The organism is Streptomyces sp. NPDC058257 (genome assembly GCF_042881845.1).
Lineage (GTDB): Bacteria > Actinomycetota > Actinomycetes > Streptomycetales > Streptomycetaceae > Streptomyces.
Genome location: NZ_JBHVXJ010000001.1, coordinates 552,106 through 566,340, shown reverse-complemented (window position 1 = coordinate 566,340; position 14,235 = coordinate 552,106). Strand labels below are relative to the sequence as shown.

Sequence of the window (14,235 nt, the reverse complement as noted above, 5' to 3'; positions counted from 1 at the left end):
CACACTCCAGTCCTGGACGGCGAGCGGCGCGGGACCCGTCCCGCCTGGTCCGCCGGGCGCCGCCACGCCCCCGGTGGACCTCCGTCACGCGGGCGGATCCTGGAGGCGGGCCACACAACGGCCGTACGTCTCCGGGCCGTACGCGGTGCTCCAGCCCTCGGGCGCGCGGCGAAAGATCGGCCACAGGGAGTACTCCCCGAGCGCGTTCTCCAGGACCAGATGGGTCGGCTCGGTGCCGGTGCCGGTGTCGGTGTCGGTGTCGGTGTCGACCGGGTCGAACGGGCCGGGCGTGGTCGTCATGCGTGGTCCAGCTCCTTGAGGCGGGTGGCGAGGACGGCGCAGACCTCGTCGAGGTGGCGCGGCTGGGTCAGCTCCGGGTGCAGGCAGTCCACGTCGTGGTTGCCGATCGACCCACTGACGTACGGTGCCCAGGCCTCCCTCGTCAGCCAGTCCTCGGCGCGTGGCGCGGACGCCGTGAAGAACAGGGCGTCGCCGTCGAAGGGGCGGTGCTCGTGCTCGCGCATCAGACGGGCGTTGTTGATCACGATGTCGAGGACCGCCGACAGTGTCCGGTCGGGCAGTCCCGCCAAGGCGCTGCCCTCGCGTTGCAGGGTGGCGAGGACGTCCTCGCGGGTCAGCTCGTCCGTCAGGTCGTAACCGGCCATCCGCAGAAGCGCCTTCAGGGCGTCCGCCTCCGCCGGGACCGCGGCATCACGCCACTGGTCGGACGGATAGGCGTCGAGCAGCGCGAGCAACTCGACCTCCTCGCCCGCCTCTTGGAGGAGGACGGCCACCGTGTGGGCGAGAACGCCGCCCACCGACCAGCCGAGCAGCCGGTAGGGCCCGTGCGGCCGCACCGCGCGCAGCGCCTCGACGTACTCGTTCGCCATCTCCTCCATGGTGGCCGGGAGTTCACGATCGCCGCGCGAGTCGTGCGAGCCGTGCAGTCCGCGCGCCTGGAGCCCGTACACCGGCTGACCCGGGTCGAGCCGCGAGAGCAGCCCCGAGTAGCACCAGCTGATGCCGCCCGCCGGATGGAAGGTGAACAGCGGGGTGCGGTCGCCGCCCGCACGCAGGGCGAGCAGTACGTCCAGGGAGCGGTCGGCCTCGCTGTGGTCCGCGTCCAGGTGGGCGGCGAGCGCCGCCGGGGTCTGCGCCTGGAAGAGTGTGCCGATGGTGAGCGCGGCACCCAGGGTGTCGCGGACCCTGGAGACCAGACGGGCCGCCAGGAGCGAGGTGCCGCCGAGGTCGAAGAAGGCGTCGTCCACACCGAGTCGCGGCACTCCGAGGATCTCGGCGAAGAGCCGGGTGAGTGTCTCCTCGCGGTGGCCGCTCGGCACCCGGCCACCGTCGGCGGAGCCCTCGAAGGCGGGGGCGGGCAGAGCGCGCCGGTCCAGCTTGCCGTTCGGGCTGAGCGGGAAGTCGTCGAGGACGAGGATCGCGCCCGGCACCATGTAGTCGGGCAGTGTGCGGGCGAGGCGGGCGCGCAGCTCCTCGGGGTCGGCGACGGCTCCGGTGTCGGAGGGCGTCACGTATCCGACGAGCCGCTGGTCGCCCGGCCGGTCCTCGCGGACCAGCACACTGGCCGCGCCCACCGTCGGGTCGGCTGCCAACCCGGACTCGATCTCGCCCAGTTCGATGCGCAGACCGCGCAGCTTCACCTGGTGGTCGGTGCGGCCCAGGTACTCGATCTCGCCGTGCTCGGTCCAGCGCGCCAGGTCGCCCGTGCGGTACATGCGCGTTCCGGGCGGACCGTAGGGATCGGCGACGAAACGGGCCGCGGTCAGTTCGGGCCGCCCCAGGTACTCGGCCGCCAGCTGGCTGCCCGCCAGGTACAGCTCGCCCTGGATGCCGGGCGGGCACGGCTGGAGCGCGGCGTCCAGGACGTACAGGCGGGTGTTCCAGACGGGCTTGCCGATCGGTACCGGGCCGGTGCCGCCGGTGGCGCACGGGTGGTACGTCACGTCGACGGCGGCCTCGGTCGGACCGTACAGATTGTGCAGCGGTACGCCGTCGAGCACGCGCCCGAACTCCCGTACCGTCTCGCGAGGCAGCGCCTCGCCGCTGCAGAAGACGTGCCGCAGCCCCGCGCAGTCGGCCGCGGCCGGTTCCGACAGGAAGACCTGGAGCATCGACGGGACGAAGTGGCAGACGGTGACGCCTTGTTCGCGGATGACGCGCGCGAGGTACGCCGGGTCCTTGTGGCCGCCGGGCTCGGCGACCACGAGCGTCGCGCCCACCCGCAGCGCCCAGAAGAACTCCCACACCGACACGTCGAACCCGGACGGTGTCTTCTGCAACACCCGGTCACCGGGGGCGAGTTCGTACTGGTCCTGCATCCAGCGGAGCCGGTTGTCGATCGCCGAGTGCGGCACGACGACGCCCTTGGGACGGCCGGTCGAACCGGACGTGTAGATGACGTAGGCGGGGTGGTGCGGGGTGAGCGCGCGCGGCGGGTCGTACGTGCCGTACGGCGTCGTGTCCAGGCGGTCGAGGGCGACGAGCGGGACACCCGACGCGGGCACCCGGTCGGCACGGTCGGCGATCACGCAGGCCGGGCCCGCGTCCTGAAGCATGTACGCGAGACGGTCCGCCGGATAGTCCGGGTCCAGGGGGAGGTAGGCGCCGCCCGCTTTGAGCACGGCGAGCAACGTGATCACCAGGTCCAGGGAGCGGGGCACGGCGACCGCCGCGAGCGCGCCCGGACGCACGCCGACCTCGATGAGGCGGTGGGCCAGCCGGTTCGCGCGGGCGTTCAGCTCGGCGTACGTCAGCTCCTGGTCGCCGAAGACCAGGGCGGTGGCGTCCGGGGTGCGGACCACCTGGCCCTCGATCGGGCCGATCAGGGTGGTGGGTGGCACCGGGCGCGCGGTGGCGTTGAACTCGTTTACCACGAGGGTCAGTTCGGCGCGGCGGGCGATCGTGTGCTCGGCCAGCGGGGTGTGCGGTCCCGCATCCGCGATGCGTTCCAGGAGTTCCATGAACCGCGCCTGGTGGGCGCCGAGTTCGTCCGGCTCGTACAGGGCCGGATTTCCGTCGTAGTCGATGCGCAGACCGCTGCCGTCGGCGCGGTCGTAGATGTTGACGGTGAGGTCGTCGACCGGGCCCGCCGAGAGGTTGTGTGCGTCCGTGCGGGCGCCCGCGAAGGTCAGGCCGTAGTCGAACGGCATGACGTTGATCAGCGGCCCGACCAGGGACCGGCCACCGCCGAGGAGGCCCAGGTCGCGGCGGATGTCCTCGTAGCGGTAGCGCTGGTGGCGGCGGGCGGCACGGATGCCGAGCACCACCTGTCGGGTCAGCTCCGCGAACGTCGCCTGCGGGGTCACGGTGAGCCGCAGCGGCAGCACGTTCATCACCATGCCGGGCACGCGGAGCGCCACCGAACCCATGCGGCCCATCATCGGCAGACCGAGTACCACCTCGGCGCAGCCGGTGGCCCGGGAGACGTAGAGCGCCTGCGCGGCGATCAGCACCTCCGGCCAGGTCGCCCGCATCGACGACGCGGACTCCCGCAGCCGGGACGTCGCCTCGGGGGAGAGCCGGGCGCTGCGGCGGTGGAAGGTGCGGGACGGCAGCGCGGTGCGCCCGGCCAGGTTGGGGGCGTCGGGCCGGTCGGCGAAGGCGCCGTCCCAGTGGCGGCGGTCCGTCTCGTACGTCTGCGAGGCGCGGTACGCGGTGTCCTCGGCGACCAGGTCCGCAAGGCGTCCGAAGGGGCTTGTCCCCGGCGCCTCGCCCGCTGCGAGCGCGGTGTAGACCTCGGCGGTGCGGCGGGCGAGCAGTGAGTAACCGAAGCCGTCCATCACGATGTGGTGCACCCGCTGGTACCACAGCCAGCGCTCGTCGCCGACGCGGAACAGCGCGTGCGCGAACAGCGGCCCGGCCGCCAGGTCGAAGGGCGCGGCCAGGTCCTCGCGCATCCACGCCCGCGCGTCGGCGTCCGGGTCGGCCGCGGCCCGCAGATCACGCACCTTCAGCGGCAGCGTCGGGTCGCAGACCTCCAACTGGCTCGGCCCGTCGGCCCCTTCGATGATCCGTACGCGCAGGGCATCGGCCTCGGAGACCACCTGACGCAGCGTCCGCGCGAACAGGGACGGGTCGATGGGGCCGTGGATCTCCAGGCACTCGGCCGTGTTCTGGGCCGGGCTGCCGGGGTCGAGTGCCTGCGCGAACCACATGCCCGACTGGGCAGCGGTGAGCCTCATGCCGAGGCTCCCAGAATCGGTGCCCAGGCCTCGATGGCGGGCTGCTCGGCCAGGTCCACGAAGGTGGCCGTGATGTCGTGCTCGCGGCGCCAGCGCTCGATGAGCGACATGATGCGCACCGAGTCGAGGCCGTAGTCGACGAGGTTCTCGTCGAGGGGGATGTCGGCCGGGTCCTCGCCCAGGACATCGGCCACGTCGGCCCGTATGAGTTCCACGCTGAGCGCCATGTCAGATGCCCTTCAGGACCGAGTCGGTGGTGGTGACGAACGCGCACCGTCCTGCCGCGTAGCGCAGCGCCATGTCGTGGTCCGCGCGGGAGAAGTCGGCCACCGCGTCCGCGACGACGAACGCCTGCACGTCACGCATCCACGCGTCGCAGGCCGTCATCAGGACGCCGATGTGCGCGTACACACCGACGATGACGATCTGGTTCCGGCCCGCCCCGCGCATGCGCTCCTCCAGGTCGGTTCGGACGTACGCGCTGTACTTCCACTTCGTGAGCACGGTGTCGCCGGGCTCCGGCGCGACCGGGCCCGCGATCGCCTTCGCGTGTTCGTCGTCGGGAAGCCCGGGACCCCAGAAGTCCTGCTGAAGTCCGCGCTCGGCCGGCGACTGGCCGCCCGGCTGCGCGGAGTACAGGACGGGGATGCCGGACGCGCGGGCCGCCTTCGCCAACTCGCCGACATTGGAAAGGAGTTCCGTGGTCGGCGATGTGTCGGGGGTGTAGGCGGTCAGGAAGTGGTTCTGCAGGTCGTGGACGAGCAGCACCGCCCGCTGAGGGTCGATGGTCCACGCGACCCGGTTGTCGGGCAGCTCGTCGGACGAGGGCATCGCGTACGGCGTGACGGCGGGGAGCGCCATGGTGGGGCCTTTCGGGGAATTCAGGAAAGCTGGGTGGATCGGGGCTGTCTGCCGGGCGAGGGCGGGCTGCCCGGAGGTCAGCCGCGCGGATGCCCGGTCAGTTGCCCGGAGCGGCGGCGGTCGACCGCTGGTCCTTCTTGCTGATCTTGCCGATGCCGGTCTGCGGGAAGACGGTCACGAACTCGACCCGGTCGGGGACCTTGTACGCGGCGAGACCGCGTTCCCGTACGAACTTCTTGATGACGACGGGCTTCAGCGGCTCGGCGTCCGCACGCAGGATCACGTACGCGAGGGTCCGCTCGCCGAGGTACTCGTCGGGCACGGCGACGACCGACACGTCATGGACGTGGGGGTGGGCGAGAATGATGTTCTCGACCTCCTCCGGTGCGATCTTCTCGCCGCCGCGGTTGATCTGGTCCTTCGCCCTGCCCTCCACCACCAGATGCCCGGTGGGGGTGCGGCTCACGATGTCGCCGGTGCGGTAGAAGCCGTCGGCGGTGAACGAGCGGGCGTTGTGATCGGGGGCGCGCCAGTAGCCTCGGATGGTGTACGGGCCGCGGGTCAGCAGATGGCCCGCCTCGCCTTCCGGCACTTCCTGGTCGAGGTCGTCGACAATGCGGATCTCGTCGTCCGGGGAGATCGGACGGCCCTGCGTGGTGACGATGAGCTCGGCCGGGTCGTCCAGACGCGTGTAGTTGACCAGGCCCTCGGCCATGCCGAAGACCTGCTGAAGGGTGCAGCCGAGCGCCGGTGTGACCCGGCGCGCCGCCGACTCGCTGAACTTGGCGCCGCCCACCAGGAGCACCTCCAGGCTGGAGATGTCGTACGGCGTCGAACGCCCCGCGTCCGTCCACACCAGGGCGAGGGGCGGGACGAGACCCGTGATCGTCACCCGCTCCCGCTCGATGAGAGGGAACGCGGTGTCCGGATCGGGCTGCGGGCACATCACGACGCGGCCGCCCGCGTAGAGCACGCCCAGCGAACCGGGCGACGACAGCGGGAAGTTGTGTGCCGCGGGCAGCGCCACCAGAAAGACGGAGTCCTCCGTCACCCCGCAGATCTCGTTCGAGCCCCACAGCGAGTACATGTAGTCGTCGTGGGTGCGGGGGATCAGCTTCGGTACGCCCGTACTGCCGCCCGACAGCTGAAGGAACGCGAGGTCGGACGGCATCGGGGCGTCGATCGGGGTCGGCTCGCACGGCACGTCGGACAGCGCCGTGTGCTCTCCGGGGTCGCCCACGACGAACACGTCGCGCAGCGTGGGTACTTCGGCGCGGACCTTCGAGGCGAGGTCGCGGTGGTCGAAGCCGCCGAGGCGGTCAGGGATGACGTAGGCGACGGCCTCGGTGAACTCGCAGAAGTAGTGGATCTCCGTCTCGCGGTGCGCGGGCAGCGCGAAGACCGGCAGGGCGCCGATCCGGAAGAGCGCGAAGATCACTTCGAAGAACTCGGCGACGTTCGGCAGCTGGACGACGACCCGGTCACCCTTGGTGATGCCGCGGGCGGCGAATCCGGCAGCCAACTGATCGGCACGTACGTCCAGTTCGCCGTACGTCCAGGACCGGCCCCCATCGGTGATCGCGACCCGGGCGGGGTGCGCGTCGGCGCGCTCGCGGAGCATGCCGCCGAACGTCTCGCCGCGCCAGTACCCGGCGGCTCGATACCGCTCGGCGAAGGCCTCGGGGATGCGTGGTGCGTCGCCGCGGCCGTCTGCCCTCAGGCTGTCGGCCCTGTAGCTGTCTGTCGTCGTCATCGGTCGACCCCCACCGCATCGAGGAACGTACGGAACTTGGCGCCCGTCTCGGCGCGTTCGGCCTCCGGCGAGGAGTCGGCCACGATGCCCGCGCCCGCGAAGAGGCGCAGCCGTCCGCTGCCGCTCTCCGTCTCCTCGGCCTCCGCGCAGCGGATCGTGACGACCCACTCGCCGTCGCCGCGCCCGTCGCTCCATCCGACCATGCCGGTGTAGTGCCCGCGGCCGAACGGCTCCAGCTGGCCGATGACGTCACGGGCGTGCCCGGTCGGGGTGCCGCACACGGCCGGGGTCGGGTGCAGGGCGGTGGCCAACTCCAGTGCGGACGTGGCCGGTTCGGCGAGCTCGCCGGTGACGGTCGTCGACAGGTGCCACATGGTGGCGGTGCGGATCAGGGTGGGCCGCTCCGGCACATCGAGGTCGGTGCAGAACGGCGCGAGGGCCTTGTGCACGGCGTCCACGACCACGGCGTGCTCGTGCAGGTCCTTCGCCGATTCGAGCAGCGCGGCGGCCCGGCGCACGTCCTCGGCGAGGTCCGCGGAGCGTGGCGTCGAACCTGCCAGGGGGTTGGCGGTCAGGCGGGTTCCGTGCCGGGAGACGAGCAGCTCCGGGCTCGCGCCCAGGAGAGTGCGGCCCGCTCCCGTGGGCACGGCGAACGAGTAGCCGCGCGGATCGCGGCGGGCCAGGCGCTGAAGCATGGCGGGCAGGTCGAGCGGGCTGTCGGTGGACAGCTCCAGGGTGCGGGCGAGGACGACCTTGTCGAACTCGCCCCTCCTCATGCGTGCCACCGCGGCCTCGACCGAAGCGGCGTACTCCTGGCCCGACGGCACTTCACGCACCTGCCAGCCACCGGCCGTGGCGGGCGGCTCGGTGGGCAGCGCGACGAGCGGGTCGGTGCGCAGCGCGGGCGCCCAGCGTGCCGCTTCGGGCACGGCGAGCACGGCGGGCGCGGTGGGGTCGAAGGGGATGGAACCCACCACGACGGGGGCCTGATTGCCCGCGCGCCGCTGTGCGTCGAGCGTTGCGGCCACCCGCTCCGTCAACGTCCGCTCGTCGTGCGGGACTTCGGCAGCCGTGCCGTGGGCGAGGAGAGTGCGGGTGGGCGACGCGAAGAACCGGGTGTCGCCGGGTCGGTAGGCGTCGAGCAGCGCGGTTGCCGCGCCGACGGCCCCGGGGGTGGTGGGGGCGGCGAGCGCGACCACGTCGTTGGGGGGTGTCACGGGTGACTCCTCGTCAAGTAGGGGAGGGCGGCGCGGCTTTCAGGCGCGCAGGGTGGCGCCGCCGTCCACGTACAGGTCGTGCAGGGTGATGTGCCGGGCCCGGTCGGAGACCAGGAAGGCGACCGCTTCGGCGATGTCGGAGGGGTCGGCGATCCGGCCGAGCGGAATACCGACCCGGTACGAGGCCGAGTCACCCTCGACGACACGGGCGGCGGCCTGCTCGTGGTCGTCCGTCCACAGCTGCCGCTGCATGTCGGTGTGGGTGGAGCCCGGCGACACGACGTTGCAGCGCACGCCGTCGCGGGCGACCTCAAGGCCCAGACATTTGGTGAACATCGTGGCTGCGGCTTTCGACGCGGCGTACGCGGCCATCCGGGTACGGGGCACCCCTGCGGCGTTCGAGCCGACCGTCACGATGGATCCCTTGCCCCGCGCGGCCATGCGGCGGGCCGCGGCGCGCGACGTGTGGAAGACGCCGTTCGTGTTGACGGCGAAGGTCTCCGCCCAGTCGGTGTCGGTGAGTTCGACGACCGGGGCGGGCCGCAGGACGCCCGCCACGTTGACGAGAATGTCCAACGGCCCAGCGGTGCGCTCGACTTCCTCGAACGCCGCGTCCACGGCTGCCGCGTCGGTGACGTCGAGGACCATGCCGGTGATGCGGCCGTCAGTCTGTTCCTCCACGTCGGGCGACCGGTCGGCGGCCACGACCCGCGCGCCGCGTTCGGCGAGCGCGCGGGCCACCGCCTGTCCGATGCCCCGGCCCGCGCCGGTGACCAGGGCGATGCGCCCCGCGAGCTCCAGGTCGGCTATGCCGGAGGTCACTTGCCCATCGCCTTCTCCACGTCCTGAAGGACGGAGACGGCGGCCTGCGCGCCGCCGAGGCTGGTCCACTTCGAGCCGTCGATCTCGGTGGTGTGATCCTTCTTGACCGCGTCGAGCTGCTTGTAGGCGGCCTTGCCCTTCAGCTCCTTGAAGAGGTCGGCGTCCGGACCCGCGGAGCCGAGCGTGCCGATGAACAGCCAGTCGGCGTCGATCTGCTTCAGATCCTCGTCGCTGAGCGGCGTCGAGTGGCCCTCACCCTTCTTGTTCTGGATGCCGGGCCGCTTGAAGCCCAGGTCCTTCAGGACGTCGGAGATGAACACGCCCTGCTGCATCACGGCGGTGCCCTTGGCGGAGTAGCGCGCCACGGAGACGCTCGCGCCCGAGTTGTCGCCCAGGTTCTTCTTCACCGCGGCGGCCTTGGTGTCGTAGTCATCGAGGAACGCGCTCGCCTCGTCGGACTTGCCGAGCACCTCGCCGGTGAGCTCCAGGGACTTCTTCCAGTCCTTGGTCCTGTCGATCGTGACGACCGTCGGTGCTATCGCCTTGAGCTGCCCAAGGACCTGCTGGTCGGCGAGCTGTCCCGCGAGGATGACGTCCGGCTTGGCCTGCAGGACCTTCTCGATGTCAGGTCCGGTGACAGCGCCCACGACCGGGATGTCCTTGGCCTGGCCGGTCAGGTACTCGGGGGCGCCCTTCTGGCCTCTGCCCGCGGAGAGGCCGACGGGCTCGACCTTCAGGGCGAGGGCGGAGTCAAGGTCCATCTCGCTGAGCGCGATGACCTTCTCGGGATTGGCCGGAACCTTCACCTCCGCGCCGGAGGCGTCGGTGACGGTGACGTCCTTCGCGGCGTTTTTCGCCTTGGCGCTGGAGCCGGAGTCGTCGGACGAGTCGGAACCGCAGGCGGAGAGGGCGAGCGCGGAGGCCAGAGTGAGGGCCGCAACCGCGGTCAGCCGGGTACGCGGGGTGTGGTTCGAGGACATGTCCGTGATCTCCATGCTTCTGAGTCCGGGGGTCAGTCCGGACATAAGGGTCATCCCTGGCCGTGTCGAGGCATGGCGAATTACCCCTGCGGAGGCAGGGAGTTCGCCGACGCCTCGACTCGGGGCTCCAGGTCAAGGTTAGGTTAGGCTAACTTCATGTTGGTTGCGCAAGAGGGCAGGGATCCAACGTCCGGATCCAGACGTCCGATACCGGGCTTGGCGAACACCCATCGCCCCACGCTGTGGGCGGCTGCCGCCCTCGTGGTCCTGTTCCTGCTGCTCGGCCTCCTTTCCCTCCTGGTCGGGTCCGGGTCGACGCCGATGGGCCGCGCCTGGGACTTCCTCACCGGGGACCCGTCCGCGCGGGACGACGCCCAGATCCGGCTGGCCGTCATGGACGTACGCCTTCCGCGTACGCTCGCCGGCGCCCTGGTCGGCGTCGCCCTCGGCGCCGCGGGCTGTCTCCTGCAGGCCGTGACGCGCAACCCGCTCGCCGAGACGGGCCTCCTCGGGGTCAACTCGGGGGCGGCGCTCGGTGTCGTGATCGGCCTCACCTACTTCGAAGTGACCTCGGCCTACGGCGTGTTGGTATGGGCCCTGGTCGGCGGCATGGCCGCGAGCGCGGTGGTCCTGCTGCTCGCCGCGTCCGGGCGCGCCGCGGGCTCGCCGCTGCGGCTCGTCCTGGCCGGATCGGCGCTCGGAGCGACGTTCCACGGCATGACGTCGTACGTCCTCCTTGGTGAGCAGGCCACCTTCGACACCTACCGCTACTGGACCATCGGTTCGCTGGCGGGGATCAAGACGTCGGAGACCTACCCCTTGATCCCGCTGATCGCGGTCGGCCTCCTGATCGCCTTCTGCTGCGTACGCCCGCTCTCCGCCCTCGCGCTCGGCGACGACAGCGCACGCTCACTTGGCCACCACCCGGGGCGGATCCGCCTGGTCGTCGCGGCGGCGGTGACCCTGCTCGCGGGGTCGGCGGTCGCCCTCGCGGGGCCCATCGCCTTCCTCGGCCTGCTCGCCCCGTACGCGGCGCGCGCCGTCACCGGCCCGCGTATGGCAGGCCAGTTGGTGCTCTCCGCGCTGGTCGCCGCGAACGTGATGATCGCCGCCGACCTCCTCGCCAGGATCGTGATCCGCCCCTGGGAGACCCCGGTGAGCGTGCTTCTCGCCTTCATCGGAGGCCCCTTGCTCATCTGGATCGCACGGTCTCGGCGGATGTCCACGGCGGGGGTCGCCGCGTGAGTACCCAGGAGATACCGGAGGCGGGCGTTGCGCAGGCAGGGGACACGGAGCCGGGGACTGAGGAGGTGGTGAGAGCCGCGCAGGACCGGGCCGACGTCACCCCGCCCGACTCCATCGCCGTCCGCGTCGGAACCTTCTCCTGGCTCTTCCCGTACCGCAGCGCCCTCGCCGCCGTCGGACTCACGCTGGTGATCGGGGTCGTCGTCTCCCTCGCCACCTTCGCGAGCTCCACCGGAATGAGCCTCTCCGACAGCCTCTCCGGGCTGCTCGGAACCGGCGACTCCGCCACCGTCATGCTGGTGCGGGACTTCCGGCTCCCGCGGATCGCCGTGGGGCTCATGGTCGGCGCGGCGCTCGGAATCGCCGGGTGCCTGACCCAGACGCTCGCGGGCAACCGGCTCGCCACCCCCGACATCATCGGCGTCAACGAAGGAGCCACCGCGGCCGTCGTCGCCTCCGTCGTCGGCTCGTCCACCGGCATGATCGGCGACTGGTGGCTCGGGCCCCTCGGCGCCGCCGCCGCGGCCATGGTCGTCGTCGCCTGCGCGGGCGGCGCGGGCAGCGGGGGATACCGGATCCTCGTCGTGGGCATCGGCGTCTCCACCGTCATCGGCGCCGTCACCGACCTCGTCATGTCCCGCGAGAACGACAACACCGCGGGCGGCGTCTTCCTCTGGACCGTCGGCTCGCTCAGCGGCCGCGACTGGAGTGTCGGCACGCCACTCTCACTCATCCTGCTCGTCCTCGTACCGCTCTCCCTCGTCGCGGGAAGCCGCCTGCGACTCCTTCGGTTCGACGACGACATGGCGGCCACCCTCGGCGTCAACGTCCGCCGCGTCCGCGCCGTGACGCTCGCACTCGCCGTCGCCCTGTCCGGCGCGGCCGTCGGCATCGGAGGACCGATCGCGTTCGTCGCGCTCGCCGCGCCCGTCGTCGCCACCCGGCTCAGCGGCCCGACCCGTGTCCCGATCATCGGCTCGGCCCTGGTCGGCGCGGCTCTCGTGGGCGCCGCCGACGCACTGGGCCGCGTCGTCGCCCCCGTGGAGATTCCGGTGGGCGTCATCACCAGTGTCCTCGGCGGACCCTTCCTCCTCTGGGTCCTCTTCGGCAAAAACTCCGAGCAGACCGGAAAGGCCTGACCCCCGTGCAACTGACCGTCGAGGCGCTCACCTCCGGCTACCCCGGCCACACGGCCGCCGTGGACGGCGTAGACCTGACCATCGCCGGCGGACAGGTCGCCGCCATCGTCGGCCCCAACGGCTGCGGCAAGTCGACGATGCTCCGCTCCATCTCCCGGCTGCACAAGCCGAGTTCGGGAACGGTACGTGCGGGGGACCAGGACGTGTGGCAGCTCACCCAGCGCCGCGCGGCCCACCGCATCGCGCTGCTCGCGCAGTCGCCGCAGGCCCCCGAGGCGGTCACGGTCGCCGGACTCGTCCGCTACGGCCGCCACCCGCACCAGGGTCTGTTCCGCCAGTGGTCGCGCGAGGACGAGGACGCCGTGCGCGAGGCCCTGGAAGCCACCGGCACCGCGGACCTCGCCACGCGCCGCCTCGACCACCTCTCCGGCGGCCAGCGCCAGCGGTGCTGGCTCGCGATGGTCCTCGCGCAGCGGACGCCGATCGTGCTCCTGGACGAGCCGACCAGCGCCCTGGACCTCGGCCACGCCGTCGAAGTCCTCTCCCTGGTGCGGGAGGTGGCCGCCGCGGGCCGCACCGTCGTCATGGTCCTGCACGACCTGGCGAGCGCCGCCCGTTACGCCGACACCGTCATCGCCATGAACGCGGGCAAGATAGTCGCGAACGGCCCGGCCCGGGACGTGGTGACCGCCGAGCTGGTCAAGGAGCTGTACGGGATCGACGCGGACATCCTTCGGGCGCCGGGCGACGGCTCCCCGGTGGTCGTACCGACGATGACCGCGAGGCCGACTGCGAAGACGACCACCCAGCCGCCGACCGCGAAGACACCGGCTGCGAAGCCGCCGACTACGAAGACGCCGACCGGCTGACGGCGAAGTCCGCGGCAGTCCACGCGAGCCCCACCGCCCCGTCCACCATGGCCTGTTCGGCGATCGGTGTGGCGGCCGCCGCGGCGAACTCCGGCTGGTGCGGGCCACAGCCACCCCCGCTGATGTCGAGCACGGGGTGGATGGACGGCACGACGTGCGAGACGTTGCCCATGTCCGTGGACGCGAAGGGCCCGCGCCGCTGCGGCCGGGGCCGCCCCAGGGCGCGCGCGTTCGCCTCCCACAGCGCCACGAGACCGGCGTCGGACCGGAAGTCGAGGTAATCGGGCGCGGGCTGGTCGAGCTCCACCGCGCACCCGGCCGCGAGCGCCCCCGCCCGGAAGCAGTCCGCGACCCGCTCCCGCAGCTCGCGCAGTTCCTCCACGGACGGCGTCCGCAGCGCGTACGCGGCGGTCGCCCGCTCCGGAATCGCGTTGAGCGCCGTCCCGGCCTCGGTGGTGATCCCCTGCACCTTCCACTCCCCGGGCAACTGCTGCCGGAGCAGTCCGACGGCCACCTGCGCCACGGTCAGCGCGTCGGCCGCGTTGCGTCCGTCCTGCGGGTTGAGCGCGGCGTGCGCGGACTTGCCCGTGTACGTCACCGACAGCGCCCCCATCGCGTACGAGTGGAAGTCGGCCACCTCGAACGGGCACGGATGCACCATCATCGCCGCGTCGACCCCGTCGAACGCCCCGGCGTCGAGAAGGAGCGCCTTCCCGGCACCACTCTCCTCGGCAGGGGTCCCCAACACGCTTACGGTGAGCCCGAGTTCATCGACGACCGGGGCAAGGCCGAGGGCGGCCCCCACGCCCGCAGCCGCGATCAGATTGTGGCCGCAGGCATGCCCCATGCCGGGCAGCGCGTCGTACTCGCAGGCCAGCGCCACGGTCACGGGTCCCGAGCCCAGCGTCGCCTCGAAGGCGGTGTCGAGCCCGTACGCGGGCGCGGTCACCGCGAACCCGTGCCCGCGCAGCACCTGCGCGCACCACGCGGCGGCCTGCCGCTCCTCGAAGGCGATCTCCGGATGGGCGTGGATCCGCCGACTGAGCCCGACGAGCTCGTCCCGCACCTCGCCGATCCGCGCCCGGATCTCCTCCTTGAGCCCGTCGCCCGCCACGCGTCCTCCTCGCCACTGCCGCCGACACCGTCC

The 14,235-nt window shown here is 71.9% G+C and carries 12 protein-coding genes; 3 read left to right on the top strand and 9 right to left on the bottom strand.

The window, feature by feature from the left end; all coding sequences use genetic code 11:
- Window positions 1-84: 84 nt before the first annotated feature.
- From ACFVXC_RS02385 to ACFVXC_RS02350, 8 genes are all read right to left on the bottom strand, one after another.
- On the bottom strand, window positions 85-300 hold the full coding sequence (locus ACFVXC_RS02385; RefSeq protein ID WP_389900674.1) for an MbtH family NRPS accessory protein: 216 nt from the start codon (window positions 298-300) through the stop codon (window positions 85-87).
- A complete protein-coding gene (locus tag ACFVXC_RS02380; RefSeq protein WP_389900672.1) occupies window positions 297-4,202 on the bottom strand; it encodes an amino acid adenylation domain-containing protein in 3,906 nt (1,301 codons plus the stop codon). The genes ACFVXC_RS02385 and ACFVXC_RS02380 overlap by 4 nt, the downstream gene beginning before the upstream one ends.
- Window positions 4,199-4,429, bottom strand: coding sequence for a phosphopantetheine-binding protein (locus ACFVXC_RS02375; RefSeq protein ID WP_383271642.1), 231 nt, complete (start codon window positions 4,427-4,429; stop codon window positions 4,199-4,201). Before ACFVXC_RS02375 ends, ACFVXC_RS02380 begins: the two co-directional genes overlap by 4 nt.
- Before the next feature lies 1 nt (window position 4,430).
- The gene (locus ACFVXC_RS02370; protein ID WP_389900670.1) at window positions 4,431-5,063 is read right to left on the bottom strand and encodes an isochorismatase family protein; all 633 of its coding nucleotides are present in this window, start codon (window positions 5,061-5,063) and stop codon (window positions 4,431-4,433) included.
- Window positions 5,064-5,160: 97 nt separating this feature from the next.
- Entirely contained in the window at window positions 5,161-6,816 is a 1,656-nt protein-coding gene (locus tag ACFVXC_RS02365; protein WP_389900668.1) for a (2,3-dihydroxybenzoyl)adenylate synthase, read from the bottom strand.
- Window positions 6,813-8,033 carry an isochorismate synthase DhbC gene (gene dhbC / locus ACFVXC_RS02360; protein WP_389900666.1) on the bottom strand — a complete coding sequence of 407 codons (1,221 nt, stop codon included), beginning with the start codon at window positions 8,031-8,033 and terminating at the stop codon, window positions 6,813-6,815. The genes ACFVXC_RS02365 and dhbC overlap by 4 nt, the downstream gene beginning before the upstream one ends.
- A 39-nt stretch (window positions 8,034-8,072) precedes the next feature.
- Entirely contained in the window at window positions 8,073-8,855 is a 783-nt protein-coding gene (locus tag ACFVXC_RS02355) for a 2,3-dihydro-2,3-dihydroxybenzoate dehydrogenase (RefSeq protein ID WP_389900664.1), read from the bottom strand.
- Window positions 8,852-9,835 carry an ABC transporter substrate-binding protein gene (locus tag ACFVXC_RS02350; protein WP_389901538.1) on the bottom strand — a complete coding sequence of 328 codons (984 nt, stop codon included), beginning with the start codon at window positions 9,833-9,835 and terminating at the stop codon, window positions 8,852-8,854. The genes ACFVXC_RS02355 and ACFVXC_RS02350 overlap by 4 nt, the downstream gene beginning before the upstream one ends.
- A 156-nt stretch (window positions 9,836-9,991) precedes the next feature.
- On the opposite strand from ACFVXC_RS02350, the gene ACFVXC_RS02345 reads away from it, so the two are divergent.
- From ACFVXC_RS02345 to ACFVXC_RS02335, 3 genes are all read left to right on the top strand, one after another.
- Window positions 9,992-11,080, top strand: coding sequence for a FecCD family ABC transporter permease (locus tag ACFVXC_RS02345; protein ID WP_389900662.1), 1,089 nt, complete (start codon window positions 9,992-9,994; stop codon window positions 11,078-11,080).
- A gap of 68 nt (window positions 11,081-11,148) precedes the next feature.
- Window positions 11,149-12,219, top strand: a complete 1,071-nt coding sequence (locus ACFVXC_RS02340) for a FecCD family ABC transporter permease (RefSeq protein WP_389900660.1) — start codon at window positions 11,149-11,151, stop codon at window positions 12,217-12,219.
- Between the two features lie 5 nt (window positions 12,220-12,224).
- The gene (locus ACFVXC_RS02335) at window positions 12,225-13,088 is read left to right on the top strand and encodes an ABC transporter ATP-binding protein (RefSeq protein ID WP_389900659.1); all 864 of its coding nucleotides are present in this window, start codon (window positions 12,225-12,227) and stop codon (window positions 13,086-13,088) included.
- On the opposite strand, the gene ACFVXC_RS02330 is transcribed toward ACFVXC_RS02335, so the two are convergent.
- Window positions 13,066-14,202, bottom strand: a complete 1,137-nt coding sequence (locus tag ACFVXC_RS02330) for a M20 family metallopeptidase (RefSeq protein WP_389900657.1) — start codon at window positions 14,200-14,202, stop codon at window positions 13,066-13,068. The two genes, ACFVXC_RS02335 and ACFVXC_RS02330, sit on opposite strands and share 23 nt — an antisense overlap.
- Between the last annotated feature and the right edge of the window lie 33 nt (window positions 14,203-14,235).